Source organism: Brevundimonas sp., from assembly GCF_965279155.1.
GTDB lineage: Bacteria > Pseudomonadota > Alphaproteobacteria > Caulobacterales > Caulobacteraceae > Brevundimonas.
Window position 1 is genome coordinate 1,576,228 of sequence record NZ_OZ257138.1, and the last position, 26,722, is coordinate 1,602,949.

Below are 26,722 nucleotides of genomic sequence, written 5' to 3' on the forward strand. Positions count from 1 at the left end.
TGGGTCCCCGCTTTCGCGGGGATGAGCGGAAATCGTTAGTTCTGGACCGCAGCGGGTAGCACCAGCGCGACCCGCAACCCCGGCCCGAAATCACCGTAAGCGCCCGGTCCCTCATCCAGCACGACCCGGCCGCCGTGCGCCTCGGCCACCGCCGTCACCAGCGACAAGCCTAGGCCCGAGCCGGGTTCGGTGCGGCTGTTGTCCAGGCGCACGAAGCGCTGGACGACCCGCTCGCGATCCTCCTCGGGCACGCCCGGTCCGGTGTCGGTGACGGAATATTCGATCTCGCCCGACGAGCGCCGACGCGCCCGCAGCTTCACCGCGCCGCCGGCCGGGGTGTATTTGATGGCGTTGTCGATCAGGTTGGCCAGGGCCTGGGCCAGGAAGGGCTGGTTGCCCTCGATCATCAGGCCGCGCTCGACCTCGGACGAGAAGTCGATCTCCTTGTCCTCGGCCGCCGGCTCGTACAGTTCGGCCATGTCGGCGGCGAGGTCGGCAGCGTCCATCAGCCTGGGGTCCGGCGCGCCGCCCGCCTGCAGACGCGCGATGGCCAGGACGGTGTTGAAGGTCTTCAGCAGATGATCGGCCTCATCCAGGGCGATGCCCAGGGCCTCCACCCCGTCGATCTTGCCCGCCTCGGCGTCGATCAATGCGACCTCCAGCTTGGCCCGCATTCGCGTCAAAGGCGAGCGCAGGTCATGGGCGATGGCGTCGCCCGCGTGGCGGATGGAGGACATCGACGCCTCCAGCCGGTCCAGCATGGTGTTCAGCCCCTGGCCCAGCTCGTCCAGTTCGTCGCCAGTGTGGCGGATGGGCGCGCGGACCTTGAGGTCGCCCTCCTGCACCGCCTGAACGACCCGGTTCAGACCGGCCATCGACTGTTCCACCCGCCGGCTGATGTAGAGACCACCCGCCAGGCCCAGCAGCATCACCAGCGCCATGGCGCCCCACAGGGCCTGGGTCAGGCGCGCCAGATACTCCTCGATGTCGCCGATGTCCTGACCGACGAACAGATGCTCGCCCCCCGACAGAGTGGTGATCACCCCGATGGAGCGCCGACGCTGGACCTTGCCCTGCGCATCCGTGTCAGTCAGGCGGAAGGTTTCCCAGTCACTGGCGCCGGCCGGCAGGCTGAGGTCGATGTCGATGGGCGATTCGGTGATGTTGCCGGTGATCGTCTTTCCGGCCGCGTCGGTCAGCAGATACAGATACGGCCCGCCCCGGATCGACCGCTCCACCAACGCCTGGTTCAGGGCGTCGATGCCTCGCGTGCCGTGGATCGCCTTCAGGGCGCCCAGCTCGATCTCCACGTCCGCCTTGGCCCGCCCTTGAGCCTCCGACGCCGAGGCGAAATAGACATAGGCCAGAATCGCCCCCGCCGCCGCCACGAACAGCGCCAGGAACAGCAGCGTCAGCCGAAAGGGCGTGCGACGAAGGAGGGAGGGAAGGCGCAACTATTCTCCCTCCCCTTCATGGGGAGGGACGGCGGCGCGCAGCGACGCCAGGGTGGGGGAGTTCTTGAGCCTGGCCACGACGAAATCCATCACATCGTCGATATTGTCGCGGATGGCCGCATTGTCGAAGCGCAAGGTGACGAACCCCTCTTTCGCCAGGACCGCGTCCCTGATCCGATCATGGCGTATCTGTTCATCCAACTGATGCACCTGTCCATCGACCTCGATCACCAGGCGGTGCGCGAAACAGACGAAGTCCAGGTAATAACCCTTGAAGGGCGCCTGACGGCGAAAGTGAAAACCCTCTGGTCGCAGCAGCTTCAAATTCGCCCACATCCGGGCTTCGGGCGGGGTCATCAACTTGCGCATCGCGCGGGCGCGGTCGGTCTCGGAGGACATCAGTACTTCCCCACCCTGATCGCTGCGCGATCGTCCCTCCCCATAAAGGGGAGGGAGAATTGATCACGCCTCCAACCGATACCCCGCCCCGCGCACGGTCTGCAGCATCGCGCGGTCGAAGCCCTTGTCGATCTTGGAGCGCAGGCGGCTGATGTGGACGTCGATGACGTTGGTCTGGGGGTCGAAATGATATTCCCAGACCTTCTCCAGCAGCATGGTGCGGGTCACCGACTGGCCGGCGTGGCGCATCAGGAACTCCAGCAGCTGGAATTCGCGCGGCTGAAGATCGATCTCGGCCGCGCCGCGATGGACGGTGCGGGCGATCAGGTTCATCTCCAGATCGCCGACCTTCAGCACGGTCTGGACGCCGCCGGTCTCGCGACGGCGGGCCAGGGCCTCGACGCGCGCGATCAGTTCGGCGAAGGCGTAGGGCTTGACCAGATAGTCGTCGGCGCCGGCTTTCAGGCCCGTGACCCGGTCCTCGACCTCGCCCAGGGCCGACAGGAACAGGACCGGCGTCTGGTCCCCGCCCTTGCGGACGGTCTCGACCATGCCGACACCATCCAGGCGCGGCATCATCCGGTCCACGACATAGACGTCGTAGCCGCCCTTTTGCGACTCCAGCAGGCCGAAGGCCCCGTCCACGGCATGGGTCACCTCATGCCCGGCTTCGGACAGGCCCCGCACCATGGCGGTCGCCGCCTCGGCGTCGTCTTCGACCACTAGAATCCGCATCAAACCCCTCCCGGAATCAAAATCGCCGCCGATGGTAGCGCATCGGCGGCGATAGGGTGAGTTAAGGCTTGGTCAGAATGCCGATCATTCGCCGGTGGCGAAGCGCAGGGGCACTGTAGGGAATCGACAACGGCGCCGATGATAGAACCCTGGCGACAACTAAAATCAAAACATAAGCTTAAGCTTGATCAAGCTTCTCTACGCAGAACGATCCCGTTTCCGACAGAGTGCAGCACCACCTTGGACCGCAGAACCATTCAGATGCAGAGGCAGGAGCACCCATCCCCAAGACCCCTGCAAAAAGACCTGCAACGGCCAATGACACTTTAAAAAGGCGTTTCATCATAATTCTCCGACCTACTGCGAGAGATAATCCCTCACGCTGAGCACAACACAAGCATGCGACACGCACAACTCTAAAGACTCATCAACTTCCCGATTTTCTCGACGATTTCTAAAGTCAGATCATTCCGCCTTGGTGATTGGCAGGACAATCGACCGGTTGCCGTCAGTCGCGCGAAGCAGCAGCAGAATACCAGGACGATTGGCGGCCTTGGCCGCAGCGACCGCAGCTTCCAGTTCTGCCGGCGTCGTCACCGCTCGGTTGTTGGCGCGCAGGATGACCACGCCTGCCGGCATTCCAAGCCCAGCCGCCTTAGATCCGCGCGCCACATCCGTCACGACCACACCGTTAATATCGGCTGGCACGGAGTAGCGTTGACGGAGGGTGTCGGACATGGGGGCAACCCGCATGCCTTCGACCACTGCCCCCGACGGCGCGTTCGGCGTCGTGGGCGACTCGTCGCCACTCTGGGCGTCGCCCTGAAGTTCGGCTTCTGCCGGACGGCGGGCCGCACGAACGTTCACGGTCTGGCGGCGACCGTCGCGCAGTATGTCGAGACGCAGACTGTCTCCAACCTTAGCCGCGCCGACCCGGCGAGTCAGTTCGGTGTTGTTGGTTACGGCCTGACCGTCCACCGCAGTTACGATGTCGCCGATCTGGATGCCCGCACGCGCGGCCGGGCCGCCAGCCGTCACCTCACCGACATACGCGCCCTTCTGACCTTCGGTCAGACCCAATGCGCCGACTAGGTCCGGCGTAACGGTTTGAATCTGAACGCCAAGATAGCCGCGCTCGATGGTTTCGCCCCGCATGAGTTGCGAGGTGATGCGCTTGGCGACCTCGGCGGGAATGGCGAAGCCGATCCCGACTGAGCCGCCGGTGGGCGAATAGATGGCTGAGTTCACGCCGATGACGCGACCGTGGATGTCGAAGGTCGGGCCGCCCGAGTTGCCCCGGTTGATGGCGGCGTCGATCTGAAGGAAGTCCGTATAGGGGCTTTCGGCGCCGCCGATGTCGCGCGCCTTGGCCGAAACGATGCCCGCCGTGGCGGTGCCGCCCAGGCCGAAGGGGTTGCCGATGGCGATGACCCAGTCACCCACGCGTGGTTCGGCCGTCTCTTCGAAGCTGACGTATTTGAAGTCGGCACCCTCGACCTTGATCACGGCGAGGTCCGTCGCGGGATCGCGGCCGATCAGGCGGGCCGGCAGTTCGCGGCCGTCCGACATCTTGACCTTGATTTCGGTCGCGTCGGCGACGACGTGGTTATTGGTGACGATGAAGCCGTCCTGCGAGATAAAGAAGCCCGATCCGGCGCCCTGGGTCGTCTGCGGCTCGTCATTGTTCTGACCGCCACGACCTTGCGGCGGCACGAACTGGAACGGCAGGCCGGGGATGGTGAAGGCGCCGCCGCCTTGGGGCTGATCGACCTTGACCGTCACGTCGATCTGAACGACGGCGGGCGAGACCTGATCGAAGATGGTCGCGAAACTGCTGGGGGCGCCCGGCGGGGGCGTGAAGCTGTCGCCGTTGGCCGGGACCGGGGTGATCCGGTTGACCGCCTGCGGTTCCGCATGCGCGCCGGGCCAATTGATCACGCCGCCGGCGGTCGCCGCCGCCGCCAGGGTCAGGCCGGCCGCGGCCCCGAGAATGAACTCCTTGCGCTTCAGCATCGTGGTCCTTGCGATCCTCTGTCCAGCGCCATGCGGGCGCCGGTTTCGCGATTGATATAGGCCGGACGGCGCTTACGCCAATCCCAGCCGCCGATCGTTGATCTCGACTAGCGCCCGTCGTGAGGCGAGGTTGCGTCAGGATCGCGGCGAAGCTTCTCATTTCGCAGAACTTCGTCCAGTCGGCCTTCTTCTTCGGCAGTGAGAGGCGCGGCCTCGACCGGACGACGGCGCGCGCGCAGCATCAGCACGGCGACCGCCAGCAGCACCAGGGCGAACGGCCCGAACCACAGCAGCCAGGTCCCTGCCCGCACCGGCGGGGTGAACAGCACATAGTCGCCGAACCGCCGCACCAGGTCGTCGCGCACAGCCTGGTCCGAGGCGCCGGCCGCGATTTCCTCGCGGATAAGCCGGCGCATGTCGCCCGCCACTCCGGCCGGACTGTCGGCGATGGCCTCGTGCTGGCAGACGACGCAGCGGACGTCCTTGAACAGGGCCTGGGCGCGGGCCTCCTGGATCGCATCGGGCAAGGGCCTGTCGGGCGCGGCGGGCGGCTCAGCCGCCGTCAGCATCAGCGCCAGGACCGGCGCGGCGACAAGGGTCCACAGACGCCTCATGCCGTCTTGCGCCGTCGCGGACCGACGCCGAGCCGCAGACGCCGATCCATCAGGGACAGGACGCCGCCCAGGGCCATGATCATCGGTCCCAGGAAGATCAGTCGCGCCCAAGGGTTCCAGTACAGGCGCACGACCCAGGCCGGCTGTTCGGGGCTGCCCGCCCGTTCGCCGATCACGACATAGACGTCGTCCAGACCCCGGAAATCCAGCCCGACCTCGGTCGTGGTCTGACCGCCGGCGGGGAAGAAGCGGCGCTCGGCCGTGACCGTGCTGGCGCGACCCCGGTCATCTGTGGCGCGCACTGTCAGACGGCCCTGTTCGGCCAGATAGTTCGGCCCCTCGACCACGCGAACCTCGTCGAGGGTGACGGTCCAGGGGCCGGCGGACACGCTCTGGCCCAGCGACAGGGCGCGCGCCGTCTCGGCCTTGAAGCCGGTCTCGACCACCGCCCCCAAGATGAAGACGCCCAAGCCCAGATGGGCGAAGGTCATGCCCCAGGCGCCCAGCGGCAGGCCCCTCAGCCGGCGCAGGGTCTCGGCAACGGAGGCGCGGAACAGGCGTGCGCGTTCGGCCACCTCGGCCAGCGATCCCAGGATCAGCCAGCCCCCCAGGCCGATGCCAGCGGCGGCGAGGGCCCTCTTCGGCTCCCACAAGGCGAAGGCGGCGAGCGCGGACAGGATCGCAAGGCCCGCCGCGACGGCCAGGCGCTGCGCTGCGCCGGTCAGGTCGCCGCGCTTCCACGCCAAGAGCGGTCCTGCGGGCAGGATGATGAAGGCGACGACCATCAGGGGGACAAAGGTGGCGGCGAAATAGGGCGGGCCGACCGAGATGGTCGCGCCGGACGCAGCCTCAAGGATCAACGGATACAGGGTGCCGAGCAGTACGGTCGCGGCCGAGGCTGTCAGGAACAGGTTGTTCAGCACCAGCGCGCCCTCGCGGCTGACCGGCGCGAACAGGCCGCCGCCCTTCAGCTGGGGCGCTCGCCAGGCGAACAGGGCGAAGGCTGCGCCGGCCGTGATCCCGAGAATGGCAAGCAGCATCATGCCACGTTGGGGATCGACGGCGAAGGCGTGGACGGAGGTCAGCACGCCCGACCGCACCAAAAAGGCGCCCAGCATGGAGAAGGTGAAGGCCAGCAGCGCCAGGAACACCGTCCAGCCCGCCAGCGCCCCGCGCCGTTCGGTCACGACCGCGCTGTGCAGCAGGGCCGCGCCCGCGAGCCAGGGCATGAAGCTGGCGTTCTCGACCGGATCCCAGAACCACCAGCCGCCCCAGCCCAGCTCATAATAGGCCCAGAACGACCCCAGGGTGATGCCGACCGTCAGAAACGCCCAGCTCGCCAGGGCCCAAGGCCGGACCCAGCGCCCCCAGGCGGGCCAGAAGGCGGTCTGCGCGCGCCCCTCGATCAGGGCCCCGACGGCCAGGGAGAAGCAGACGGAAAAACCGACATAGCCCGCGTAGAGCAATGGCGGATGCACGGCCAAAGCCGGGTCCTGCAGCAGCGGGTTCAGCGACGCCCCTTGGAACGGCGCGGGGTCCAGGCGGCTGAAGGGGCTGGAGGTGAAGACGGCGAAGGCCAGGAACAGCGACCCCAGCGCGCCCTGCACCGCGACCGCCGAGGCCTTGAGCCCGAACGGCAGGCCGCGCGCGCGCGCCAAGGCTCCGCCGAAGACGGTCAGGACCAGACACCACAGCAGCAGCGACCCCTCGTGACTGCCCCAGGCGCCGGCGACCTTGTAGAGCATCGGCTTGTCGGTGTGGCTGTTGGCCGCCACGTTCGACACCGAGAAGTCCGACACGACGAAGGCGTAGATCAGGGCCGCGAAACTGAGCCCGATAGCACCCGCCGCCGCCAGCGCCGCGCCTTGCGCCGCCCCGGCCAAAACCGGACTGCGTCGCGCGCGCCCGGCCGCCGACAGGCCCGTCTGAAGGATCGACAGCGCCAGAGCCAGCGCCAGGGCGAAGGCCCCAAGCTCAGCGATCATAAGCTGGTCTGCGCGCTATCGGCCTGCGGCCTAGTTGAGCGCGTTTCGGGGCCGTCCGGCCGCCATTCGCCTTTTTCCTTCAGCCGGTCGGAGACCTCGCGCGGCATATAGTTCTCGTCGTGCTTGGCCAGGACCTGGCTGGCGTGGAAGGTGCGGTCGGCGCCGAAGGCGCCCTGCGCAACGATCCCCTGCCCTTCGCGGAACAGGTCGGGCAGGTCGCCGTGATAGACGACGCGGGTCGTCGCGGCGTTGTCGGTGACGACGAAGGCCACAACGCCGTCGCCGGATTTCTGCACGCTGCCGGCCTCGACCAGACCGCCCAGGCGAATGTTGCGGCCCTCCGGCGCCTTGTCGGCCGTGGCCTCGGACGGGGAGTAGAAGAAGGTCACGCTGTCCTGCATCGCCCACAGCGACAGGCCGACCGCCAGCGCCAGGATCGGCGCCACGGCGGCGACGACCCACAGGCGACGACGCGCCTTCGGCGATTTGGGCAGCCAGCTCATGCGACGGACATTCCGGGTTCGGAGGACGGATCGGCGGCATATACCGCCGCCGCGGCGCGCGACCAACGCGTCATTGCGCGCCGTCCTTCGGCAGTCGCCGCTCCAGGTCCAGACGACGCGGGTCAACCGGGTCGAGCACGGCGATCAGGGGCGTCCACAGGGCGCGCGCCGATGCGCCATCGCCGCGCCGCAGGGCCGCCTCGCCCAGGAAGAAACGCGCGCCCAGCTGGTCCGGGTCCAGCTTCAGCGCCTCGCGGAAGGCGGCCTCGGCGTCGCCGCCGATCTGGTCGTCATTGGCGACCACCAGGCTCTCGCCCAGTCGCGCCCAGGCCTGGGCGTCCTTGGGGTCGAGGGCGATCAGACGACGAAAGGCCGACGCCGCGCCCAAGGGATCGCCGGCCGCATAACGCGCCGCGCCCAGCATGGCCAGGGCCTGGCGATCCTGCGGCCGTTCCCGCACGACCCGCGCCGTCACGGCGGCGAGCTGCGCCGGCTCCAGCCCCTCCAGGTTCGCCGCCCAGTCGTCGACCCGCCGCTCATAGGCCTGATCCGGCAGGCCGGGCGATCCGGTGAAGACATAAAGGCCCAGCGCGCCCGCGACCGTCACGGCGATCCCGCCCAGCACCCAGAACCGATCCTTAGCCCCAGCCACGGGGGCCGCGCTCGTCGTCGTGGCCAGAAGCCGCCGCCCCGCCTCGGCCCGAGCGCCGGCATAGGCCGCATCGTCCAGCAGGCCGCGCGCCTTCAGCCGATCCAGTTCCTCGATCTCGCGCGAGCCGGCCTGGGTCTCTGCCCCCGCGGCTGGATCGGCGCCGCGCCGTGCGCCGGTCAACACCAGCAGAGCGGCCAAGGCCGCCGCCAGTCCCGTCATCATCCAGAAGGCGATCATCCTCGCCGTCTAACCCATCCGCGAACGACGGGCGAGGCGTCGTTTCAGCCCAGGCGGGCCATTTCCGCCGACGCCGCGCGCCGCCGTACGGCCCGCGCCGCCTCCAGCGCCTCGATCAGCGTCAGGAAACGCGCCGTCACCCCAACCAGACGCAGCACGTGATCGGCATTCTCCGCCTCTCCGTCCGCCGCGCTGTCCAGCGCCTCGTTGGCCCAGGTGGTCAGATAATCGGTCAGTTCGGTCTTCAGCGCCGAACGGTCGGCCTCGCAGCCGAAGGTGACGGCCGCGCCACGCAGAGCCGCGACTGCCGCCAGCAGAGCCGCCGCCGCCTCGATGGGTTCGCCGTCGCTGGGCGCTTCCAGCCAGGGCGACATCCGGGTCATGCGGCCGGTGATGACGCGGCGCTTCATCGGCAGGGCCGCGTGGACGGCGGCCGAGGTGGACTTCATCAGCCCCGACAACTGGCCCGAGACCTGGACGCGCGCCATCCGCGCGGTCTTGCCCCAGCTGGAATCGGGCCGGACCTGCAGGCTCATGTCCATCTCGGACAATACGCCCGCGCACCAGGTCACGTCGTCCACGACGCCCAGCATGGCCGCCTCGCCCATCGACGGCCTTACGGCGGCGATCTTCTGCACCCGCGCCTGCACAGAGGTCAGCAACCGTTCGACGAAGACGCCCATATCGGAATGGCTGAGCGTGACTTCGCGGTCGGCTAAGCGGCTGGTGCGCGTTACGACCCGCAGCATCCGCTCGGCGTCCGCCACATGGGCGAACAGGATGTCGATCATCCGACGGCCGCCCTCGGGCGACATCTCCAGACAGTCCTGGATCAACAGCCTCAGCCCCGCCAACTGATTGTCGTCGGGCCGTTCCAGCCACACCGGCAGGCGCGGCAAGGCAGACCGCGCCAACGGCGTCAGGTCGAAACAGCCGGCCAGCTCAGCCGGCGTCGATGGCGGCTCGCCCTCCGCCGGACGCTGAAACTCGGGCCAGACCTCGCGCGGCCGGTCGCGCAGCACCGCCGCCGCCTTGGCGCACAGCCGGTCGGCGGCCAGGGTCCATTCGCCATCGACCGTGACGGCGCCGTCCAGCAGCGGCAAAAAGGTCTCTTCGCCCTGGATCGCCTGTCGCCACACACGGGCCAGGATCATCCTTGGAAAAGTGAGGGCCGGCGCGCCGTCCTCGCGCGGATGAAACAGGGGCAGCAGGGGACCGAAAGCCGTGGCGCGACGGGCGCGATCGCGAGCCTCGTCCCTGACGATGATCGCCAGTTCGTCCGCCTTGTCCCCACGCAAGGCCGCGACGGCCGCCCCCAGCGTCGCCAGCGACTTGTCGGGACAGGCCTGGACGACCGCCGTCAGGGCGGCGCGGTGGGCGGCGGACAGGGACGACACGAAAGCTCCCGCCAACGAAGGGAAGGCCGCTCACTGTGCGGGCAATCCGGTTAACAACGACTTGGCGTTCGTTGAGTCAGGCGCCCCCTTGAGTAAGGCGCAAGGCACGCCATATTGCCGCCACACCCCGGCCGGCGCCGCTGCGCCGCCGGAAAGGAACGCCCATGCCCGTAATCGAGATCGACGGCCTGACCAAGACCTACAAGTCGGGGCTGCAGGCGCTGAAGCGCATCGACCTGACCATCGAAAAGGGCGAGATCTTCGCCCTTCTGGGCCCCAACGGCGCCGGCAAGACCACCCTGATCTCCATCGTCTGCGGCATCGTCACGCCCACGACGGGGACGGTGGTCGCCGACGGTCATGACATCCAAAAGGACTTCCGCGCCGCCCGCACCAAGATCGGCCTGGTGCCGCAGGAGCTGACCACCGACGCCTTCGAGACCGTGCTGGCCACTGTCACCTTCAGCCGGGGCCTGTTCGGCAAGGCGCCGAACCCCGCCTTCATCGAAAGCGTGCTGAAGGACCTGTCGTTGTGGGACAAGCGCGACGCCAAGATCATGACCCTGTCGGGCGGGATGAAGCGGCGCGTGATGATCGCCAAGGCTCTGAGCCACGAGCCGGACATCCTGTTCCTCGATGAACCCACCGCCGGCGTCGATGTCGAACTGCGTCGCGACATGTGGGCGATGGTCAGGAAGCTGCGCGAGCGCGGCGTCACCATCATCCTGACCACCCATTATATCGAGGAGGCCGAGGAGATGGCCGACCGGGTGGGCGTGATCCTGAAAGGCGAACTGATCCTGGTCGAGGAGAAGTCGGCCCTGATGAAGAAGCTGGGCAAGAAGACCCTGACCCTGAACCTGATCGACCCGCTGACCGCCCTGCCCGCCGACCTGTCCGACTGGGACCTGACGCTGAAAAATGACGGGGGCGAGCTGGAATACAGTTTCGACGCCAACGCCGACGACACGGGCGTGCCGTCGCTGATCCGCCGGCTTGAGGCGCTGAACATCGGCTTCAAGGATCTGAACACCCGCCAGAGCTCGCTGGAAGACATCTTCGTCAGCCTGGTCCACCAGAACGGAGCCGCGGCATGACCTTCAACGGATATGGCGTCTGGGCGATCTATCGCTTCGAGATGGCGCGCGCCCTGCGCACCGTCTGGCAGAGCATCGTCACGCCGGTCATCACCACGGCCCTCTATTTCGTCGTCTTCGGCGGCGCCATCGGCAGTCGGATGCAGGAGGTGGACGGCGTGCCCTATGGCGCCTTCATCGTGCCGGGCCTGATCATGCTCAGCCTGTTCACCCAGTCGATCTTCAACGCCAGCTTCGGCATCTACTTCCCCAAGTTCACGGGCACCATCTACGAGATCCTGTCGGCGCCGGTGTCGTCGCTTGAGATCGTGCTGGCCTATGTCGGGGCGGCGGCGACCAAGTCTGCGGTGCTGGGCCTGATCATCCTGGCGACGGCGGCCTTCTTCGTGCCGCTGCAGATCCTGCATCCGTTCTGGATGATGGCCTTTTTGATCCTGATCTCGGTGACGTTCAGCCTGTTCGGCTTCATCATCGGGGTGTGGGCCAACGGGTTCGAGCAGCTTCAGATGATCCCGATGCTGGTGGTCACCCCCCTGACCTTCCTGGGCGGCGCCTTCTATTCCATCGACATGCTGCCCGACGGCTGGCGCACGGTGACCCTGTTCAATCCGGTGGTCTATCTGATCTCGGGCTTCCGCTGGGCCTTCTATGGTCAGGGCGATGTCGCGATCGGGATCAGCGTGGCGGCTACCTTGGGCTTCTTCGCCGTCTGCCTTGCCATCGTCATGTGGATGTTCAAGACCGGCTATCGGCTCAAGAACTGATCCGTCACGAAACGGGCCAGATCGCCAGCGAATGGAATAGAATGTCCGACGACCAGAAGACCCCGCCCGAGCCCTTCGCCCGCAAGCCGGTGACCTGGGGACGCATGCCCGCGACGACCTTCCACGTCGGGCCGGTGCCGGTCGCGCCCAATCCGCTGGACCGCATCCCCAATCCGCCGCCGCGCAAGCCCTCTCCGCAACAACAGCAAGCCTCGATCCAGACCCAGAGCCTGGCCTCCGGCGTGGCGCCCGCCAAGGGTCAGGCGGCGGCCCCCAGCCGGGCGCCCGCGCAGCCCAGGCCGCCGCGTCCGCAGACCGGAAGCATCCTGGGCGGATCGCTGATCCCCACCGCCCGCCCGGCTCAGACCGCGACGACGCCCCAGCCGACACCGCAGCCCCAGCTCCAGCCATCGTCGGCTGCGGACTTGACCGTGCGTCCGCTGCCAACGCCGCAGGCCGCGCCTGCCTCCACGCCGAAGCCGGCGGAAGCCGCGCCGGTCGCGGCCAAAGCTGTCGCCACCCCGCCTGTCGCCTCCGAAACTGCCGTCCAGACGCCGGCCCCTGTCGCCGCAACGCCGGCGCCTCCTATCACGCCCAGCTTCGCCCGCGCGCCGACCAAGCCCTCGCGCCTGCCGCTCTATGTCGGCGCGGGCGTCGCCGCACTGCTGGTGATCGGCGGCGTCTGGTTCGCCACGCGTCCGGCCTCCACGCCCGCCCCGGCGACGACCGCCGCCGTGGTTCCCGAGGCGCCGCTGACCACGCCGCCAGCCGACACGGTCCCGACCGGGGCGGCCCCCGTGGTTCAGGCTGAAACGCCGACGCCAGCGACAGCCGCACCCGCCCCGGCCCCCGTACAGGCGCAGACCGCTCCAACCCAAGCCGCCCGCACCACACCGACGACGACGCCGTCGACCACGACGAACGCTCAGCCTCGCCCTGCGAACGCCGCGCCGCGCCAGCCCGCGCCCACTGCGGCCCAGCCCGCAGCGACGCCCGCCCCGACGGTCCAGACCGAGCCGCTGGTGGTCGTGCCGTCCACCCCGGCCCCGACCGCCGCGCGTCCCGGCGCCAGCGATCCCGACGCCCCGGTCGTGACCCGGCCCCAGCCGCTGGACTGATCCGAAAGATCGCGCGCCACGGCAGGTGACGAAACGGCCTGCAGCCCCTACCTACAGGCCATGACCGTTCACGCCTCCATGCCGCCCATCCTCGACGCCGCTGGCGTCGATACCGACGAAGCCCTGTCGATCCTGAAAACGGCCCTGGCCGGCGCCGACGACGGCGAGCTGTTCCTGGAGCGGTCAGAGAGCGAGAGCCTGGTGTTCGACGACGGGCGGCTGAAGTCCGCCGCCTATGACGCCACCGAGGGCTTCGGCCTGCGGGTCGTGGCGGGCGAGACCGCCGGATACGCCCACGCCAACGAGATCTCGGCCGCCGCCCTGCGCCGCGCCGCCGACAGCGCCGCCCTGGCCAAGCAAGGCCATGCCGCCCGCGTCGCCGAGGGGCCGCGCGCCACAAATCAGAAACTGTATGACGCGGTCGATCCGCTCGCCTCGCCCGCCTTCTCCGACAAGATCGCCCTGCTGGCCGAGATCGACGCCTGGGCCCGGGCCCGCGATCCGCGCGTGGTCCAGGTCTCGGCCTCCCTGGTCGGCGAGCGCCGCGCCATCGAGATCCTGCGCGCCGACGAACGGGTGGTGCGCGATATCCGTCCCCTGGTCCGGCTGAACGTCGCCGTCACCGTCGAACAGAACGGCAAGCGCGAGAGCGCCTCGTCCGGCGCCGGCGGTCGGGCCGGTTTTGAAACTTGGGTCGCGCCCGAACGCTGGCAGGCCCAGGTGGACGAGGCCCTGCGCCAGGCCCTGGTCAATCTGGACGCCATCGATTGTCCGGCGGGCGAAATGGACGTGGTCCTGGGCGCCGGCTGGCCCGGCGTCCTGCTGCATGAGGCCATCGGCCACGGCTTCGAGGGCGACTTCCACCGCAAGGGCTCGTCCGTCTTCAACGGCATGATGGGCAAGCGCGTCGCCGCCCCGGGCGTCACCGTGGTCGACGACGGCTCCATCGCTGGGCGTCGCGGCTCCCTGTCGGTCGATGACGAGGGCACCCCGACCTCGCGCACCGTCCTGATCGAGGACGGGATCATGGTCGGGCTGATGCACGACCGGCTGTCGGCCCGTCAGTTGGGCGTCGCCGCCACCGGCAACGGCCGTCGCCAGTCCTTCGCCCATATGCCCATGCCGCGCATGACCAACACCTTCATGGAAGGCGGCAAGGATTCGAAGGCCGACATGATCGCCAATACGAACCGCGGCCTCTACGCCGCCAACTTCTCGGGCGGTCAGGTGGACATCACCAACGGCAAGTTCGTGTTCCAGTGCAACGAGGCCTATCTGATCGAGGACGGGGTGATCACCGCACCCGTCCGCGGCGCCACCCTGATCGGAGACGGCGCGACGGCCCTGACGAAGATCCAGATGGTCGGCGACGACTTCGCCTTCGATCCAGGCGTGGGCGTCTGTGGCAAGGCCGGGCAGGGCGTTCCCGTCGGCATCGGCCAGCCTTCGCTGAAGATCGGCGGCCTGACGGTCGGTGGAACGGCGGTCTGAGCGAGCGGAACCGTATCGCGACGCAGGGTGTTTTCCCGCCACACTGGAGAGGGAACCCCCATGCCGACCGAACGCACTGTCGAACATCCCGATGGCCGGGTTGAACGCATCACCGAAACCACCGCCGCACCCACGACCATTGTCGAGCGCCGCAGCGGAAGCGGCATGGGCGCCATCGTCGCCCTGATCATCGGCCTGCTGGCCGTTCTGGTGATCGGCTATTTCCTGATGAACATGAACCGCAACGACGCGGTCGAATCCAACGCCATCGCCGGCGCGGCCGAAAGTGTCGGCAACGCCGCCGACAACATCGGCGAGGCCGCCCGCGACGCCGTGCCGGAACGCGCGCCGACGCCCGCTAACTAAAAAATGGCCAACTAAAACCCAGTCAGGGGGCGGACGGACGCCACTCTGGACCCAGCGGTTCCAGCCCGTCCGCCTCCAGACGATCCAGCACGCCGCCCGGCTCGGCCAGCAGCCGCAAGGGCGCGATGGCGACCGTGACGCCGGTCTCGGCCAGAGCCTCGTCCACCGCCGTATTCCAGATTCCCCGCAGCGTCTCCCCCTGCCCCATCACCGCCCAGTAGGAACAGGCGTTGGTCGCCTGGTCCAACGACGAGGCCAATACGGCGGGCACACGCCGCAAACGCCAGGCCTCGGCCCGCTGCGCGGCCTCTTCGGGATGCGCCTCCGCCGCCGTCACCGCCGCCGTGATACAGTCCACATAGGCCTCGGGCGGCGTGGTCAGGATCTTGTCCACCATCTCGTCGCCGCGAAAGACGCCGACCGGCTCGGCCGGGGTGCGGTTGGTCCGGGCGGCGCGGCGCACAACCTCCGACACCGGCCGCGCCCGACGCGCATAGCCGCCATGTTCCATCAGGTCCGCGGACAGCATCAGCATGCTCTTGCGGCTGGGGCCCTCACCCGTCGCCTGCTCCACCCGCCCCTCCAGCTCGGGCGACAGATAGTCCGCGCTGGTGCGGTCGTCCGGCAGACGCGTCAGGGTTCGCATTCGCCACAGCAGCCGACCGACATCCGCCAGGGACGCGCGACCCTCGACCGGAAACAGCACCCGATCCGCCCGTTCGACCGCCGAGATCAGGGCGTCGGTGCGCCATTCCATGTCGCGCGGCAGGCCGTCGATCGATCCGACCAGGATCAGCACGCTGTCGCCGCGCCGCACCTCCCACATCGGCCCCTCGATCCGGCGCGCGGTGACGACGATGTCCTCGACCGCATCGGACGGCGCGTCCTGTGCCGAGACCGGACCGGCCAGCGCGGCGGCGGCCAGCAGGGACAACAACAGGCAAGATGAGCGTCTGATCATTACATCGCTGTAAGATGTTTTACTGTCTTACGTGTAATGAAATCCCTGTAATGATGTCGTCGATTTAATCCACCTTGCCGCCTTGTAACTGGAGATGAAGACGCCGGATCGGCACACCTCTCGCCAACGAACCGAGGGGAACCCCATGACCAAGACCCTGCTGCTGGCCAGCACCGCACTGCTCTTCACCGCCGGCGCAGCCTTCGCCGGCCCAGCCTTAGCAGGGGACGCACCGCAAGTCGCCGAGGCCCCCGTCCCGACCGGCCCCACCAATGAGGCTCCGCTGGCCGACGCCAGCCAGCGCGGCGTGCTGGTCTTCACCCCCGACTTCTTCGCGACCCAGCGTCCCAACACCGCGCTGGACATGGTCAACCGCGTGCCCGGCTTCTCCATCGACGACGGCTCGGGCGCGCGTGGGTTCGAAGGCGCGGTCGGCAACGTCCTGATCAACAACAACCGCCCGGCGTCCAAGAACGATTCGGGTTCGAACGTCCTGGGCCGCACCCTGGCCAACCAGGTCGAGCGCATAGAGCTGATCCGAGGCGGCGCGTCCGGCATCGACATGCAGGGCTATGCGGTCGTCGTGAACGTCGTCCTGAAATCCACCAGCAGCCGCCAGTCGATCCTGACCTGGAACGCCATGCTGTTCGAGGGCGGCCACGACATCTATGGCGGCTCGTACCAGTTCACCGCGCGCGACGGCGACCGCAGCTGGGGCGTCGTCCTGTCCGACGGCATCGGCTCAAGCGATTCCAACGGCGTTGGCCGTTCGGTCCGCACCAATGCGGCGGGCCAGGTCATCCGCGACGAGCGCTACGAGAACGACAGCTGGGGCGGCAGCAACTCGATCCGCGGCAACTATTCCGGCCCCCTGTTCGGCGGCAAGGTCGAGAGCACGGCCCGCTATGGCATCAGCGACTTCCAGAACTGGTCGGAGCTGACTTCGAACACCTCGTTCCGCCGCAGCGACTATGCCGAGGACGAGAAGTTCGGCGAGGTCGGCGTCACCTGGACTCGCCCGATCAATCCGCGCTGGCAGTTCGAGACGCGTTTCATCCATGAGTTCAGCAGCTTCGACAATGTCTCCAACAGCAACGAGACCCTGAGCGGCGCAGTCGCCCCGGAACAGCAGTTCAAGTCCGACGGCGATTCTTCGGAAACCATCCTGCGCGCCCTGGTCCGCAACGAGCGTTCGCCGGCCCTGACCTTCGAGGCCGGCGGCGAGGTCGCCTACAATATGCTGGACGTGCAGCAGGGTTTCACCATCGGCGGGACGGTCGTCGATCTGCCCAGCGCCTCTGTCAAGGTCGAGGAGACGCGCGGCGAAGCCTTCGGCAAGGCGACCTGGCGCATAAACCCCAAGCTGACGCTGGAAGGCGGCATGCGCCTGGAGGCCTCGACCATCAAACAGTCCGGCGATGCGAACCAGGAAAAGAGCTTCTTCTTCGCCAAACCCCGCCTGCTGGCGACCTGGACGCCGATGGCGAACAACCAGCTGCGTTTCCGCTTCGAGCGTGAACTGGGTCAGCTCGACTTCGGCGACTTCGCCGCCTCGGCCGATCTGGACGAGAACAACGTGTTCGGCGGCAACGTCGATCTGGAGCCGGAGCAGCGCTGGATCTCCGAACTGACCTACGAGCGCCGCTTCTGGGGCGAGGGCGTCGTGGCCATAGGCTATCGCCATGACCGGATCATCGACGTCATCGACCGCCTGCCCCTGCCGGGCGGCCTGTCGGCGGTGGGCAATATCGGCGACGGCACGCTTGACCAGCTGTCGCTTAACGTGACGGTGCCGCTGGACAAAGTCGGCATTTCGGGCGCGCGCTTCACCTTCAGAAACGACTGGAACAAGACCAGCGTCACCGACCCGACCACGGGCGAGGATCGTCGGATCTCGGGCGTCCGCTCCAGCCAGGCCAACATCGGCTTCCAGCAGGACATCACCAGTTGGAAGATCCAGTGGGGGATCAACTGGCTGCCCCACCTGGGCCAGCCCACCTACGGTCCCGATCAGGTCAGCATCTGGCGCGGGTCGGGCTATGTCGAGACCTTCGTCGAGTACAAGCCCACGCCCACCCTGGCCATCCGCGCCCAGTTGAACCTGTGGGACGACTTCACCATCCGCCGCACGGTCTATGCCTCGCGCGACCCCCGCACCGTCGCCTTCGTCGAGGACCGCGACATCGACCCGCGCACCTTCGTGTCGCTGCGCGTCCGCAAGACGTTCTGACCAAAAGGTCCAGGCAAGAAAAAAGGGCGGCGTCCGCGAGGACGCCGCCCTTCTTCATGTCGATCCTAGAGGATCAGCCAACCGTGGAGGTCCGCGGCGCAGCGATGTTGCCATCCTCCTGGCCACGATCGCTCAGGGCCGGACCCGGATGATCGTCTCCGTCGTTGGCCCCATGCGACCAGCCCTTGATGAAGAAGCTGATGACGATGAAGGCCACGCCGATGCCCATGCCCCAAAGTCCCAGCATGCTGAACACCTCAAGCGAGGTCCGCAGCGCCAGTCCGGGGTTCAGCACCTGGCCGCCCACGGTCTCCGTGCCCGCCAGGCCGGCGATCCAGCCGCCGACGTATTGGGCGATGGAGCTGGCCAGGAACCAGACCGCCATCATGAAGCTGACCACCTTGGCCATCGACAGTTTGGTGATCTCGGACAGGCCCACCGGCGACAGGAACAGTTCGCCCGTCGTGTGGAACAGATAGAGCAGGCCCAGAAGCAGCAGAGGCATCTGGAAGGCCGAGTTGGCCATGCCGGCGCCCCACACCACGATCATGAAGCCCAGACCGACCTGAAGCAGGCCCAGGCCGAACTTCATCGTCGGATTGGGATCCAGCTTGCGCTTGGCCAGGAAGGCCCAGATCGCGGCCATGATGGGCGCGAAGATCAGGATGAAGCCCGCGTTGAACGACTGGGTCTGGGCGGCGGTGATCGTCGCGTCGATCCAGAAGCCGCTCGGCGTGATGCCTGCTGCGGCCAGTTGAGCCGGCGTTCCCACCGTCATGCCCAAGAACTGGAAGGCCTGGGGCGTGATGCTCAGGTCCACGTTACGATCGGCGAACAGGTTCAGCGAGGTGCCAGCCTGTTCGAACAGGGTGAAGAAGACCACCGATCCGAAGATCAGCACCATCGCCAGCATCATCCGCTCGCGCTGCGCCTTGCTCTCGCAGACCTTGACGATCACGTAGAGGATGAACAGTAGCGAGGCGACCGTCGCGGCGCCCAACACCCAACCGACCAGCGCATTGCGCTGGACCATGAACCAGACGACGCCCACGCCCAGGATGCTGAGCAGATAGATCGACCATTCGCGGTTGATCGGCCCCAGCATGGGTTTCTTCAGATTGGCGTCGGCCGGAGGCTCGCCCTTGCCTTGCAGCAGCGGCTTGCCGAGCATGAAGACGACCCAGCCCAGCGCCATGCCGATGCCTGCCAGGCCGAAGCCGGCCCACCAGCCGATGGTCTGCCCCAGAAGGCCGCAAAGCACCGCAGCCCAGAACGCCCCGAGATTGATGCCGTAATAGTAGAGTGTGAAGCCGGAATCACGCCGCGGATCACCCTGCGGATAAAGCTGCCCGACGATGGTCGAGATGTTCGGCTTCAGGAAGCCGACGCCCATGATGATCAGCGAAATCGCCAGATAGAAGACGTTCACGCCCGCCATGTCGCGCGTGGTTTCGATCTTGTAGTCGGCGGTCGGAATGACGGCAGGCAGGGTCGAGGTCGCCGGCAGGTTCTGAATGGCGATACCATTTTCGGCGGGTTCGAAGCTGTACTTCTGGCCATCGATGACGATCGCCACTTCACGCGCCGCGCCACGCCCTTCGGCGTCGATCTGATAGGTCTGGCCGGCGTAGGTCAGGGTTTCCGTCGCCGGACGCCCCTCGAAGGCCATCATGCCATGACCGGCGACCAGCAACAGGGCGCCGAAAGCGACGGCCTTGCGCGTGCCGATGAACCGGTCCGCCATGATGCCGCCCAGCAGCGGCAGCAGATAGACCAGCGAGGTGTAGGAGCCGTAGGTCGACCCCGCCATCGTGTCGTCGAACAGGAAGTGCTGCGTCAGGAAGAAGATCAGGATGCCGCGCATGCCGTAGTAGGAGAAACGCTCCCACATCTCGGCGAAGAACAGGATGATCAGTCCGCGCGGATGGTGTTTGAGGATCTGCATCAGCACCGGCACGCCGGTCGCGAAGGTGATGATCAGTCCAAGAGCGACGACGATGTTCATGCCGCCACCCCACGTCGAAGTTTCGTAACGCAGCGCGTAAGTCGCGCGCCCCCCATGTCCGTCATATTCAACGGCTCACTCCCAACTGCCGCGCCGCTATCGGGCGCGCGAAAGGCGCATACCCAGCACAGCGGGCGAATCCGAACAAGTGTTAAGGCCGTTGTGGGACAGCGTGCCGCGAAGACCTGTCGCCAGACACAACCTGAAGTGATAGAAGTTGGCGCCCATTCTGCAATCCTCGCGCCCAAGAGAAACCCCCGGTTTCATAATGGGAAGGAGCGCCCGATGTCCGTTCGACCGATCGTCGGATCCGACAATGACGCCCTGAACCGGCTGCACCGCGACGTGGGCTGGCCCGAGCGGTCGCCGGCCGGCTGGCGCTGGCTGGAAGCCAATCCGGCGCGCGATGACATTGGGGCCCCGGCCGGCTGGGTGGTCGCCGACGAGCGGGACGAGGCCGTGGCCATGCTGGGCAACTTCGTCCAGCGGTTCCGGCACGGGTCGCGCAGTCTGTATGGGGCGACCGGCTTCTCGATCATCGTGCCGCCCAGCCGCAAGGGGGCCAGCCGCGCACTGATCCGCAGCTTCCTGAAACAACCCGGCCTGTTCGCCCGATACACCTTCAACGCCAATGCGCGTTCGGCCCCGCTGTACGGCCTGTTCGGTCTCAAACCCTGGCCGACCGAAACCCATGGGCTGAAGCTGTCCTGGGTGACGGACCGGCTGGCCTGCGCCCAGGGTCGGGTGCTGCGCAGCCTTCTGGGTCGCACCTCGGCGCAGACGGCCGCCCGACTGGGCGAGCAGTTGATGAACCGGCGGGTGTTTCGACAGACGGCCCCGTCCCTGCCGCCGCAGGTGACCGAGCTGCGCGACCTGTCGGACAGCTCGCCCTATGCCGATTTCTGGCGGCGATTGTCGTCCGAGGATCGGCTGTTGGCGGATCGCAGCCCCGAGACCCTGCGCTGGCGTATGGCGGACCCCGACCTGACGCTGAAGCCGATGTTGCTGGCCTGCGTGCGCGAGGGCCGGATCGTCGCGACCGCCATGGCGCAGATGACCAAGACCAGCCTGATCGAGCCGCCTTGCCTGGACATCATCGACCTGGTCGCGCTGGAGACGGCGCAGGATGCGATCGAAGTGCTGACGCAGGCCTTGATCGACAACGCGCGAAACATGGGCGCCGCCAAGGTGCGGTTGCAGATGGTGACGCCGCAGATGCTGACGGCCCTGGGAGACCTGGCGACTTCGGCGCGGCGCGAAGGCGGCTGGGGCCATTGCCACGCCATCATCGAAGATCCGGCGCTGGCCTCGGCCTGGGCGCCGACCCCGTTCGACGGCGACTACGGCATCTGTTCGCGCAACCCGCCGGCGCCGGCGGGTAACAGCCGGCCGTCTGCGGCGCGCGCGACATCGCGCGGCCGCGTCTCCAAGGCATGATCAGGCGGTCGGGCGGGCCTTCAGCTCGTCGCGGATTTCGATCAGCAGGGCTTCGGTCGCGGTGGGCGCGGAAGGTGTCGCGTCCGGTTCGGCGGCCTGCTGGCGGCGCAGCTTGTTGATCAGCTTCACCATCATGAAGATGACGAAGGCCACGATCAGGAACTGGATCATCACATTGATGAAGGCGCCGTATTCGATCACGGCCGGCTCGCCTGTCGGATTGGCCGGATTGACCGGCAGGGTGATCTTCAGGTCCGCAAAGTCGATCCCGCCGATCAGCCAGCCGATGGGCGGCATGATGACCTGATCGACTAGGCTGGTGACGATCTTGCCGAAGGCGCCGCCGATGATGACGCCGACTGCCAGATCGACGACATTGCCTTTGACCGCGAACTCACGAAACTCAGACAGCAGGCTCATGGGACTTTCCTTGGGTGGTCGTCACAAGACGAGGCGCTGGATCACGCGTCGCCGGAGGCGTTCAGCCGCTCGCGCAGTTCCTTGCCGCTTTTGAAGAAGGGCACGGCCTTGGCCGGCACCTCGACGGCCTCGCCGGTGCGGGGATTGCGTCCGGCCCGCGCCGGTCGCGAGCGAACCGAAAGGGCGCCGAAACCACGCAGCTCGACCCGGCCGCCCTCGGACAGGGCCGTGGTCATGGTGCCCAGGATGACGTTGACCAACCGCTCCACCTCCGCGTGGGTCAGGTGGGTGTTTTCCATCGCCAGCTTTTCGATCAGTTCGGACTTGATCATCGATGCCCCTGCCAGCGCGTTTTGACAGGCCGTCTCGCCCGCCGTCGATCCAGAAGCTGCACCCTAACCTTCGACCGGCTCTCGAAAAAGCCCTTATCCGCCAATGATGCGCGCCATTCGCAGGAATTATGTCCGCCAGCGAACACAAGGCTGTCCCAGACAGAGAAAAGGGCGGCCGGATCGCTCCCGCCGCCCTCATCTTTAGTGCGCTATCGCGGAGCGCGCGGCGCTCCGCTGCTTGAGCGCTTAGTCCTTGGTGCCCGCGTTCTTCAGCGCGGCGCCCAGGATGTCGCCCAGCGAAGCGCCCGAATCGGACGATCCGAACTGTTCGATGGCCTCGGCCTCGTCCTTCATTTCCAGCGCCTTGATCGACACCGAGACGCGGCGCGAGGCCTTGTCCACGGCGGTGATCATGGCGTCGATGCGATCGCCGACGGCGAAGCGTTCCGGACGTTGCTCGTTGCGGTCGCGCGACAGGTCCGACTTGCGGACGAAGGCCGTGACCGGCGCGTCGTCTTCACCGAACTTGACCTCGATGCCGCCCGACTCGATCGACGAGACGGTGACGGTGATCTGCTGGCCGCGACGATAGGTGTCGCCCTCGCCGATCGGATCGCCGCCCAGCTGCTTGATGCCCAGCGAGACGCGTTCCTTCTCGACGTCGACGTCCAGGACCTTGGCCTTGACCATCTCGCCCTTGCGGTAGCGCTGGATGGCTTCTTCACCCGACACCGACCAGTCGAGGTCGGACAGGTGCACCATGCCGTCGATGTCGTTGTCCAGGCCGATGAACAGGCCGAACTCGGTCGCGTTCTTGACTTCGCCCTCGACGGTCGAACCGATCGGGTTGTTGGCGACGAAGGCGTCCCACGGATTGTCCTGAGCCTGCTTCAGGCCCAGCGAGATGCGGCGCTTGGAGGCGTCGACATCCAGAACCACGACGTCGACTTCCTGCGAGGTCGAGACGATCTTGCCGGGGTGGACGTTCTTCTTGGTCCAGGACATTTCCGAGACGTGCACCAGGCCCTCGACACCGGCTTCCAGCTCCACGAAGGCGCCGTAGTCGGTGATGTTGGTGATGCGGCCCGTGTATTTGGCGCCGACCGGATATTTGGCTTCCACGCCGTCCCAAGGGTCCGACTGCAGTTGCTTCATGCCCAGCGAGATACGCTGGGTGTCCGGGTTGATCTTGACGATCTGGACCTTGACGGTGTCGCCGACGGCGAGAACCTGCGACGGGTGCGAGACGCGCTTCCACGACATGTCGGTGACGTGCAGCAGGCCGTCGATGCCGCCCAGGTCGACGAACGCACCGTAGTCGGTGATGTTCTTGACGACGCCTTCGCGGACTTCACCCTCGGCCAGCTGACCGACCAGTTCCGTGCGCTGTTCGGCGCGGGCTTCTTCCAGGATGGCGCGACGCGAGACGACGATGTTGCCGCGCGGACGGTCCATCTTCAGGATGGCGAAGGGCTGTTCCTTGCCCATCAGCGGACCAACGTCGCGGACCGGACGGATGTCGACTTGCGAACCGGGCAGGAAGGCCGAGGCGCCGCCCAGATCGACGGTGAAGCCGCCCTTGACGCGACCGACGATGGCGCCGTTGACCGGCTGGCCTTCGGCGAACACGACTTCCAGACGGGTCCAGGCTTCTTCGCGGCGAGCCTTGTCGCGGCTGATGACGGCTTCGCCCAGGGCGTTCTCGACGCGCTCCAGGTAAACCTCGACGTTGTCGCCGACCTTGGGCAGGGCGCCGTCGTCGCCTTGGCCGAACTCGCGCATGGCGATGCGGCCTTCGGTCTTCAGACCGACGTCGATGATGACGATATCTTTTTCGATGCCGACGACGCGACCGTGAACGACCTGGCCTTCGCCGAAGTCGCGACCCTGAAGCTGTTCGTCGAGCAGCGCCGAGAAGTCGTCGCGTGTGGGATTGAGAGTATCAGACATGAAGCTCTGGTGTTTCCGGTAGGGCTGTGGCGCGCGACCGGACGGCCCCGCGCGAGGTGGACGCCCCTGACACAGCAAGGCGCTGCGCCGAGGCGAGAGGAAAGGATAGGCAGGTCGTCAGGATGCGAGGCCGTTCAGAACGATCAAAACGCCCGCGGAAGCCGAGGATGGGAGCGTTGGATTTGCGAAGAAGGGTCAGAGACCGTGTTTCGCGCGCGCCGCCTCGACGATACGGCGGGCCGCATCGAAGGCCGCCTCTATACCCATATCGGTCGTATCCAGCAAGACCGCGTCGTCGGCCTGCACCATCGGCGCGGACCCGCGCCCGGCGTCGCGCTCGTCCCGGCGTTTAATGTCGGCCAGCATGTCCTCGAAGGCGATGTCCGATCCCTGACCACGGACCTGTAACCAACGGCGGCGCGCACGCACCTCCGGCGACGCTGTGACGAACAGCTTAGCCAGCGCATCAGGGGCGATCACAGTGCCGATGTCACGACCATCCAGCACCGCTCCGCCAGGCTTGGCGGCAAAGTCCTTCTGAAACTTCAGCAGACCGGAACGCACGCCTGGCATAGCCGCCACGCGACTGGCGGCTTCGCCCGCTTCCCCAGTTCGGTAACCGGGATTGTCCAAAGTCTCGGGGATGGAGCGCTCTGCGAACATCGTAGCGTATCCCTCGTCGAATGGCGGATTGTGTTGGGCGGCCGCGTAACCCACCGCCCGATACAGCAACCCCGTATCCAGATGCGGCAGTCCATAGGTCTGGGCCAGGCGCGCGGCGATCGTCCCCTTGCCAGAGGCGGCCGGTCCGTCGACGGCGATGATCAGGGTCAAGCAGGTCTCCGCAGCGCGTGGCGCTTTTCAATCTTGATCCCGAATGCACGGGAGGGCGAACCTGATAGCGAGGATCGCCGAACCAATCCAGACGCAGGCCTTCAGTTGAAACCCGCCACCCGGCTCACGTCCAGTCGTTCCAGCGCGCCAGAACGACGACCGCGAACGCCGCCAGGCCCAGCCAAACCAGACAGGCGACGCCGTTCAGCGCCACTGTCGAATAGAAGAAGAAGTCGCCTTCCGCCCTCAGATGGACGGCGCCGTGCTTGCCCCTGACGCTGCCGGTCATCATCCCCTGCCAGACGGTCCAGGCCGTCCAGCCGGCCCCGCCCAGACAGGTCAAAAGTCCCAGGACCGCGACGCCGCGATAAAGGACGTCGCGCGTCGGCTTCAAGCGATCCGCCCGCCCAGCCCGTTCATCATCTCGACAAATCCGGGGAAGCTGGTGGCGATCATGCCAGGCTCATCGACCGAGACCGGCTGTTCGGCGGCCAAACCCAAGACCAGGTGGCTCATGGCGATGCGGTGGTCGTGGGCGGTGTGGACGGTCGCGCCGCCGCGAACCCCTCCACCCGTGACGATGAAACCCTCCGGCTCTTCCTCGACCTGGACGCCGCAAGCGCGCAGGCCCTCGACCATCAGCGATATCCGGTCGCTTTCCTTGACCCGCATCTCGCCCACGCCGCGCATGACCGTGACGCCGTCGGCGAATGCCGCCGTAGCCGCCAGGATCGGATATTCGTCGATCATCGAGGCGGCGCGCGCCTGCGGCACCACCACGCCCTTCAGGGCCGAATGGCGGGCGGTGATGTCGCCGACGTCTTCGCCGCCGGCCTCTCGCCGGTTGGTGATGGTCAGGTCGGCGCCCATCTCGATCCAGGTGTCGAACAGGCCGGTGCGCAGGCTGTTCAGCATCACCCCCTCGACCGTGACCTCCGACCCCGGCACGATCAGCCCCGCCGCCAGCGGAAAGGCCGCCGAGGACGGATCGCCCGGCACAGCGACGAAGGTTCCGGTCAGCGGCTGACCGCCCTTCAGCGTCACCTTCCAGCCCTCGCCCATTTCTTCCACGCCGACCTCGGCGCCGAAGGCCCGCAGCATCCGCTCGGTGTGATCGCGGCTCTTTTCGGGCTCGACCACCGAGGTGACGCCCTCGGCGTTCAGCCCGGCCAGCAGAATCGCCGACTTCACCTGGGCCGAGGCCACTGTCTGCACATAGTCGATGGCCTTCAGGGTCCCGCCGGTCAGGGCCACCGGCAAACGATCCTCGGCCGCCAGCCAGCCGAACCGCGCGCCCATGTCGGCCAGCGGCCCAGTCACGCGCTTCATCGGCCGCTTTCTCAGAGAGCCGTCGCCGTCAAAGGTCGCCGTCAGCGGATAGCCCGCCGCCGCACCCATCAGCAGGCGCACCCCGGTCCCGGCATTGCCGCAATCGATCACCGACGAAGGCGTCTTGAAGCCGCCCGCGCCCTCGATCCGCCACTTGCCGTCGCCCGTCCGCTCGACCTTGGCGCCGAAGGCTTCGACGGCGCGGCCGGTGGCCAGAACGTCGTCGCCCTCCAGCAGGCCCTCGACCTCGGTCACGCCCGACGCCATTCCACCCAGGATCATCGACCGGTGCGACATGGATTTATCGCCGGGCGCGCGGACCTTGCCGGTCAGGGCGGACGAACGGCTCGCGGTCAGTTGGGCGGTCAGTTGGGAAGGCATATTCACCCGCTTCAGGCT

24 protein-coding genes are annotated in these 26,722 nt (G+C 67.2%); 7 read left to right on the plus strand and 17 right to left on the minus strand.

From position 1 onward, the window contains the following. Positions 1–35: 35 nt before the first annotated feature. The 9 genes from ACQY72_RS07490 to ACQY72_RS07530 all read right to left on the minus strand — a co-directional run bounded on the left by ACQY72_RS07490 (position 36) and on the right by ACQY72_RS07530 (position 9,989). The gene (locus ACQY72_RS07490; protein ID WP_428156614.1) at positions 36–1,454 is read right to left on the minus strand and encodes an ATP-binding protein; all 1,419 of its coding nucleotides are present in this window, start codon (positions 1,452–1,454) and stop codon (positions 36–38) included. After that, the gene (locus ACQY72_RS07495; protein ID WP_428156615.1) at positions 1,455–1,853 is read right to left on the minus strand and encodes an endonuclease domain-containing protein; all 399 of its coding nucleotides are present in this window, start codon (positions 1,851–1,853) and stop codon (positions 1,455–1,457) included. Between the two features lie 63 nt (positions 1,854–1,916). Beyond that, positions 1,917–2,588: a response regulator transcription factor gene (locus ACQY72_RS07500; RefSeq protein WP_066623947.1), complete on the minus strand. Its 672-nt coding sequence runs from the start codon at positions 2,586–2,588 to the stop codon at positions 1,917–1,919. 465 nt (positions 2,589–3,053) lie between these two features. Beyond that, the gene (locus ACQY72_RS07505) at positions 3,054–4,601 is read right to left on the minus strand and encodes a Do family serine endopeptidase (protein WP_428156616.1); all 1,548 of its coding nucleotides are present in this window, start codon (positions 4,599–4,601) and stop codon (positions 3,054–3,056) included. A 107-nt stretch (positions 4,602–4,708) separates the two neighbouring features. Further along, complete coding sequence (locus ACQY72_RS07510; protein WP_428156617.1) at positions 4,709–5,215, minus strand: cytochrome c-type biogenesis protein; 507 nt, start codon at positions 5,213–5,215, stop codon at positions 4,709–4,711. Then, positions 5,212–7,200: a heme lyase CcmF/NrfE family subunit gene (locus tag ACQY72_RS07515; RefSeq protein WP_428156618.1), complete on the minus strand. Its 1,989-nt coding sequence runs from the start codon at positions 7,198–7,200 to the stop codon at positions 5,212–5,214. The genes ACQY72_RS07510 and ACQY72_RS07515 overlap by 4 nt, the downstream gene beginning before the upstream one ends. Continuing rightward, on the minus strand, positions 7,197–7,703 hold the full coding sequence (ccmE, locus tag ACQY72_RS07520; RefSeq protein ID WP_428156619.1) for a cytochrome c maturation protein CcmE: 507 nt from the start codon (positions 7,701–7,703) through the stop codon (positions 7,197–7,199). Before ccmE ends, ACQY72_RS07515 begins: the two co-directional genes overlap by 4 nt. Positions 7,704–7,773: 70 nt before the next feature. Then, the gene (ccmI, locus tag ACQY72_RS07525; RefSeq protein ID WP_428156620.1) at positions 7,774–8,592 is read right to left on the minus strand and encodes a c-type cytochrome biogenesis protein CcmI; all 819 of its coding nucleotides are present in this window, start codon (positions 8,590–8,592) and stop codon (positions 7,774–7,776) included. A 44-nt stretch (positions 8,593–8,636) separates the two neighbouring features. Beyond that, entirely contained in the window at positions 8,637–9,989 is a 1,353-nt protein-coding gene (locus tag ACQY72_RS07530; RefSeq protein WP_428156621.1) for a hypothetical protein, read from the minus strand. Between the two features lie 164 nt (positions 9,990–10,153). Between ACQY72_RS07530 and ACQY72_RS07535 the strand changes: the two genes are divergently transcribed. Genes ACQY72_RS07535 through ACQY72_RS07555 form a run of 5 tightly spaced genes read left to right on the plus strand, consistent with a single transcriptional unit; the run spans position 10,154 to position 14,825 of the window. Beyond that, positions 10,154–11,086 carry an ABC transporter ATP-binding protein gene (locus ACQY72_RS07535; protein ID WP_426024355.1) on the plus strand — a complete coding sequence of 311 codons (933 nt, stop codon included), beginning with the start codon at positions 10,154–10,156 and terminating at the stop codon, positions 11,084–11,086. Further along, positions 11,083–11,850 (plus strand): ABC transporter permease, encoded by a 768-nt coding sequence (locus tag ACQY72_RS07540; RefSeq protein ID WP_346494372.1) that lies wholly within the window; start codon positions 11,083–11,085, stop codon positions 11,848–11,850. The genes ACQY72_RS07535 and ACQY72_RS07540 overlap by 4 nt, the downstream gene beginning before the upstream one ends. Positions 11,851–11,891: 41 nt before the next feature. After that, positions 11,892–12,968 (plus strand): hypothetical protein, encoded by a 1,077-nt coding sequence (locus ACQY72_RS07545; RefSeq protein ID WP_428156622.1) that lies wholly within the window; start codon positions 11,892–11,894, stop codon positions 12,966–12,968. A 60-nt stretch (positions 12,969–13,028) separates the two neighbouring features. Beyond that, positions 13,029–14,459: a metalloprotease TldD gene (gene tldD / locus ACQY72_RS07550; RefSeq protein ID WP_428156623.1), complete on the plus strand. Its 1,431-nt coding sequence runs from the start codon at positions 13,029–13,031 to the stop codon at positions 14,457–14,459. A gap of 60 nt (positions 14,460–14,519) precedes the next feature. After that, positions 14,520–14,825, plus strand: coding sequence for a hypothetical protein (locus tag ACQY72_RS07555; RefSeq protein WP_428156624.1), 306 nt, complete (start codon positions 14,520–14,522; stop codon positions 14,823–14,825). Positions 14,826–14,847: 22 nt separating this feature from the next. On the opposite strand, the gene ACQY72_RS07560 is transcribed toward ACQY72_RS07555, so the two are convergent. Next, on the minus strand, positions 14,848–15,786 hold the full coding sequence (locus ACQY72_RS07560; RefSeq protein ID WP_428156625.1) for a TraB/GumN family protein: 939 nt from the start codon (positions 15,784–15,786) through the stop codon (positions 14,848–14,850). 145 nt (positions 15,787–15,931) lie between these two features. On the opposite strand from ACQY72_RS07560, the gene ACQY72_RS07565 reads away from it, so the two are divergent. Then, a complete protein-coding gene (locus tag ACQY72_RS07565; protein ID WP_428156626.1) occupies positions 15,932–18,016 on the plus strand; it encodes a TonB-dependent receptor plug domain-containing protein in 2,085 nt (694 codons plus the stop codon). Positions 18,017–18,089: 73 nt separating this feature from the next. Here ACQY72_RS07565 and ACQY72_RS07570 read toward each other — a convergent pair whose 3' ends face one another. Next, the gene (locus ACQY72_RS07570) at positions 18,090–20,021 is read right to left on the minus strand and encodes a peptide MFS transporter (protein WP_428156627.1); all 1,932 of its coding nucleotides are present in this window, start codon (positions 20,019–20,021) and stop codon (positions 18,090–18,092) included. Between the two features lie 285 nt (positions 20,022–20,306). Here ACQY72_RS07570 and ACQY72_RS07575 point away from each other — a divergent pair, with 285 nt between their 5' ends. Continuing rightward, entirely contained in the window at positions 20,307–21,458 is a 1,152-nt protein-coding gene (locus ACQY72_RS07575) for an N-acetyltransferase (protein ID WP_428156628.1), read from the plus strand. Here the strand turns inward: ACQY72_RS07575 and mscL are convergent, their stop codons facing one another. The 6 genes from mscL to aroA form a co-directional block, all read right to left on the minus strand. Beyond that, positions 21,459–21,878, minus strand: a complete 420-nt coding sequence (mscL, locus tag ACQY72_RS07580; protein ID WP_372693901.1) for a large-conductance mechanosensitive channel protein MscL — start codon at positions 21,876–21,878, stop codon at positions 21,459–21,461. A gap of 41 nt (positions 21,879–21,919) precedes the next feature. Continuing rightward, positions 21,920–22,210, minus strand: coding sequence for an integration host factor subunit beta (locus ACQY72_RS07585; protein WP_135193710.1), 291 nt, complete (start codon positions 22,208–22,210; stop codon positions 21,920–21,922). A 246-nt stretch (positions 22,211–22,456) separates the two neighbouring features. After that, on the minus strand, positions 22,457–24,160 hold the full coding sequence (rpsA, locus tag ACQY72_RS07590; protein ID WP_159849104.1) for a 30S ribosomal protein S1: 1,704 nt from the start codon (positions 24,158–24,160) through the stop codon (positions 22,457–22,459). 195 nt (positions 24,161–24,355) lie between these two features. Further along, entirely contained in the window at positions 24,356–24,994 is a 639-nt protein-coding gene (locus ACQY72_RS07595) for a (d)CMP kinase (protein ID WP_428156629.1), read from the minus strand. 124 nt (positions 24,995–25,118) lie between these two features. Then, positions 25,119–25,388 (minus strand): hypothetical protein, encoded by a 270-nt coding sequence (locus ACQY72_RS07600; RefSeq protein ID WP_428156630.1) that lies wholly within the window; start codon positions 25,386–25,388, stop codon positions 25,119–25,121. Continuing rightward, complete coding sequence (gene aroA / locus ACQY72_RS07605) at positions 25,385–26,704, minus strand: 3-phosphoshikimate 1-carboxyvinyltransferase (protein WP_428156631.1); 1,320 nt, start codon at positions 26,702–26,704, stop codon at positions 25,385–25,387. Before aroA ends, ACQY72_RS07600 begins: the two co-directional genes overlap by 4 nt. Positions 26,705–26,722: the final 18 nt, after the last annotated feature.

Excerpts from the sequence above, each read along its gene's own strand:
- ACQY72_RS07495 (WP_428156615.1), bottom strand. The coding sequence starts at position 1,853 with ATGTCCTCCGAGACCGACCGCGCCCGCGCGATGCGCAAGTTGATGACC.
- ACQY72_RS07500 (WP_066623947.1), bottom strand. The coding sequence starts at position 2,588 with ATGCGGATTCTAGTGGTCGAAGACGACGCCGAGGCGGCGACCGCCATG.
- ACQY72_RS07505 (WP_428156616.1), bottom strand. The coding sequence starts at position 4,601 with ATGCTGAAGCGCAAGGAGTTCATTCTCGGGGCCGCGGCCGGCCTGACC.
- ACQY72_RS07510 (WP_428156617.1), bottom strand. The coding sequence starts at position 5,215 with ATGAGGCGTCTGTGGACCCTTGTCGCCGCGCCGGTCCTGGCGCTGATG.
- ACQY72_RS07515 (WP_428156618.1), bottom strand. The coding sequence starts at position 7,200 with ATGATCGCTGAGCTTGGGGCCTTCGCCCTGGCGCTGGCTCTGGCGCTG.
- ccmE (WP_428156619.1), bottom strand. The coding sequence starts at position 7,703 with ATGAGCTGGCTGCCCAAATCGCCGAAGGCGCGTCGTCGCCTGTGGGTC.
- ccmI (WP_428156620.1), bottom strand. The coding sequence starts at position 8,592 with ATGATCGCCTTCTGGATGATGACGGGACTGGCGGCGGCCTTGGCCGCT.
- ACQY72_RS07535 (WP_426024355.1), top strand. The coding sequence starts at position 10,154 with ATGCCCGTAATCGAGATCGACGGCCTGACCAAGACCTACAAGTCGGGG.
- ACQY72_RS07540 (WP_346494372.1), top strand. The coding sequence starts at position 11,083 with ATGACCTTCAACGGATATGGCGTCTGGGCGATCTATCGCTTCGAGATG.
- ACQY72_RS07545 (WP_428156622.1), top strand. The coding sequence starts at position 11,892 with ATGTCCGACGACCAGAAGACCCCGCCCGAGCCCTTCGCCCGCAAGCCG.
- tldD (WP_428156623.1), top strand. The coding sequence starts at position 13,029 with ATGACCGTTCACGCCTCCATGCCGCCCATCCTCGACGCCGCTGGCGTC.
- ACQY72_RS07555 (WP_428156624.1), top strand. The coding sequence starts at position 14,520 with ATGCCGACCGAACGCACTGTCGAACATCCCGATGGCCGGGTTGAACGC.
- ACQY72_RS07560 (WP_428156625.1), bottom strand. The coding sequence starts at position 15,786 with ATGATCAGACGCTCATCTTGCCTGTTGTTGTCCCTGCTGGCCGCCGCC.
- ACQY72_RS07565 (WP_428156626.1), top strand. The coding sequence starts at position 15,932 with ATGACCAAGACCCTGCTGCTGGCCAGCACCGCACTGCTCTTCACCGCC.
- ACQY72_RS07570 (WP_428156627.1), bottom strand. The coding sequence starts at position 20,021 with ATGAACATCGTCGTCGCTCTTGGACTGATCATCACCTTCGCGACCGGC.
- ACQY72_RS07575 (WP_428156628.1), top strand. The coding sequence starts at position 20,307 with ATGTCCGTTCGACCGATCGTCGGATCCGACAATGACGCCCTGAACCGG.
- mscL (WP_372693901.1), bottom strand. The coding sequence starts at position 21,878 with ATGAGCCTGCTGTCTGAGTTTCGTGAGTTCGCGGTCAAAGGCAATGTC.
- ACQY72_RS07585 (WP_135193710.1), bottom strand. The coding sequence starts at position 22,210 with ATGATCAAGTCCGAACTGATCGAAAAGCTGGCGATGGAAAACACCCAC.
- rpsA (WP_159849104.1), bottom strand. The coding sequence starts at position 24,160 with ATGTCTGATACTCTCAATCCCACACGCGACGACTTCTCGGCGCTGCTC.
- aroA (WP_428156631.1), bottom strand. The coding sequence starts at position 26,704 with ATGCCTTCCCAACTGACCGCCCAACTGACCGCGAGCCGTTCGTCCGCC.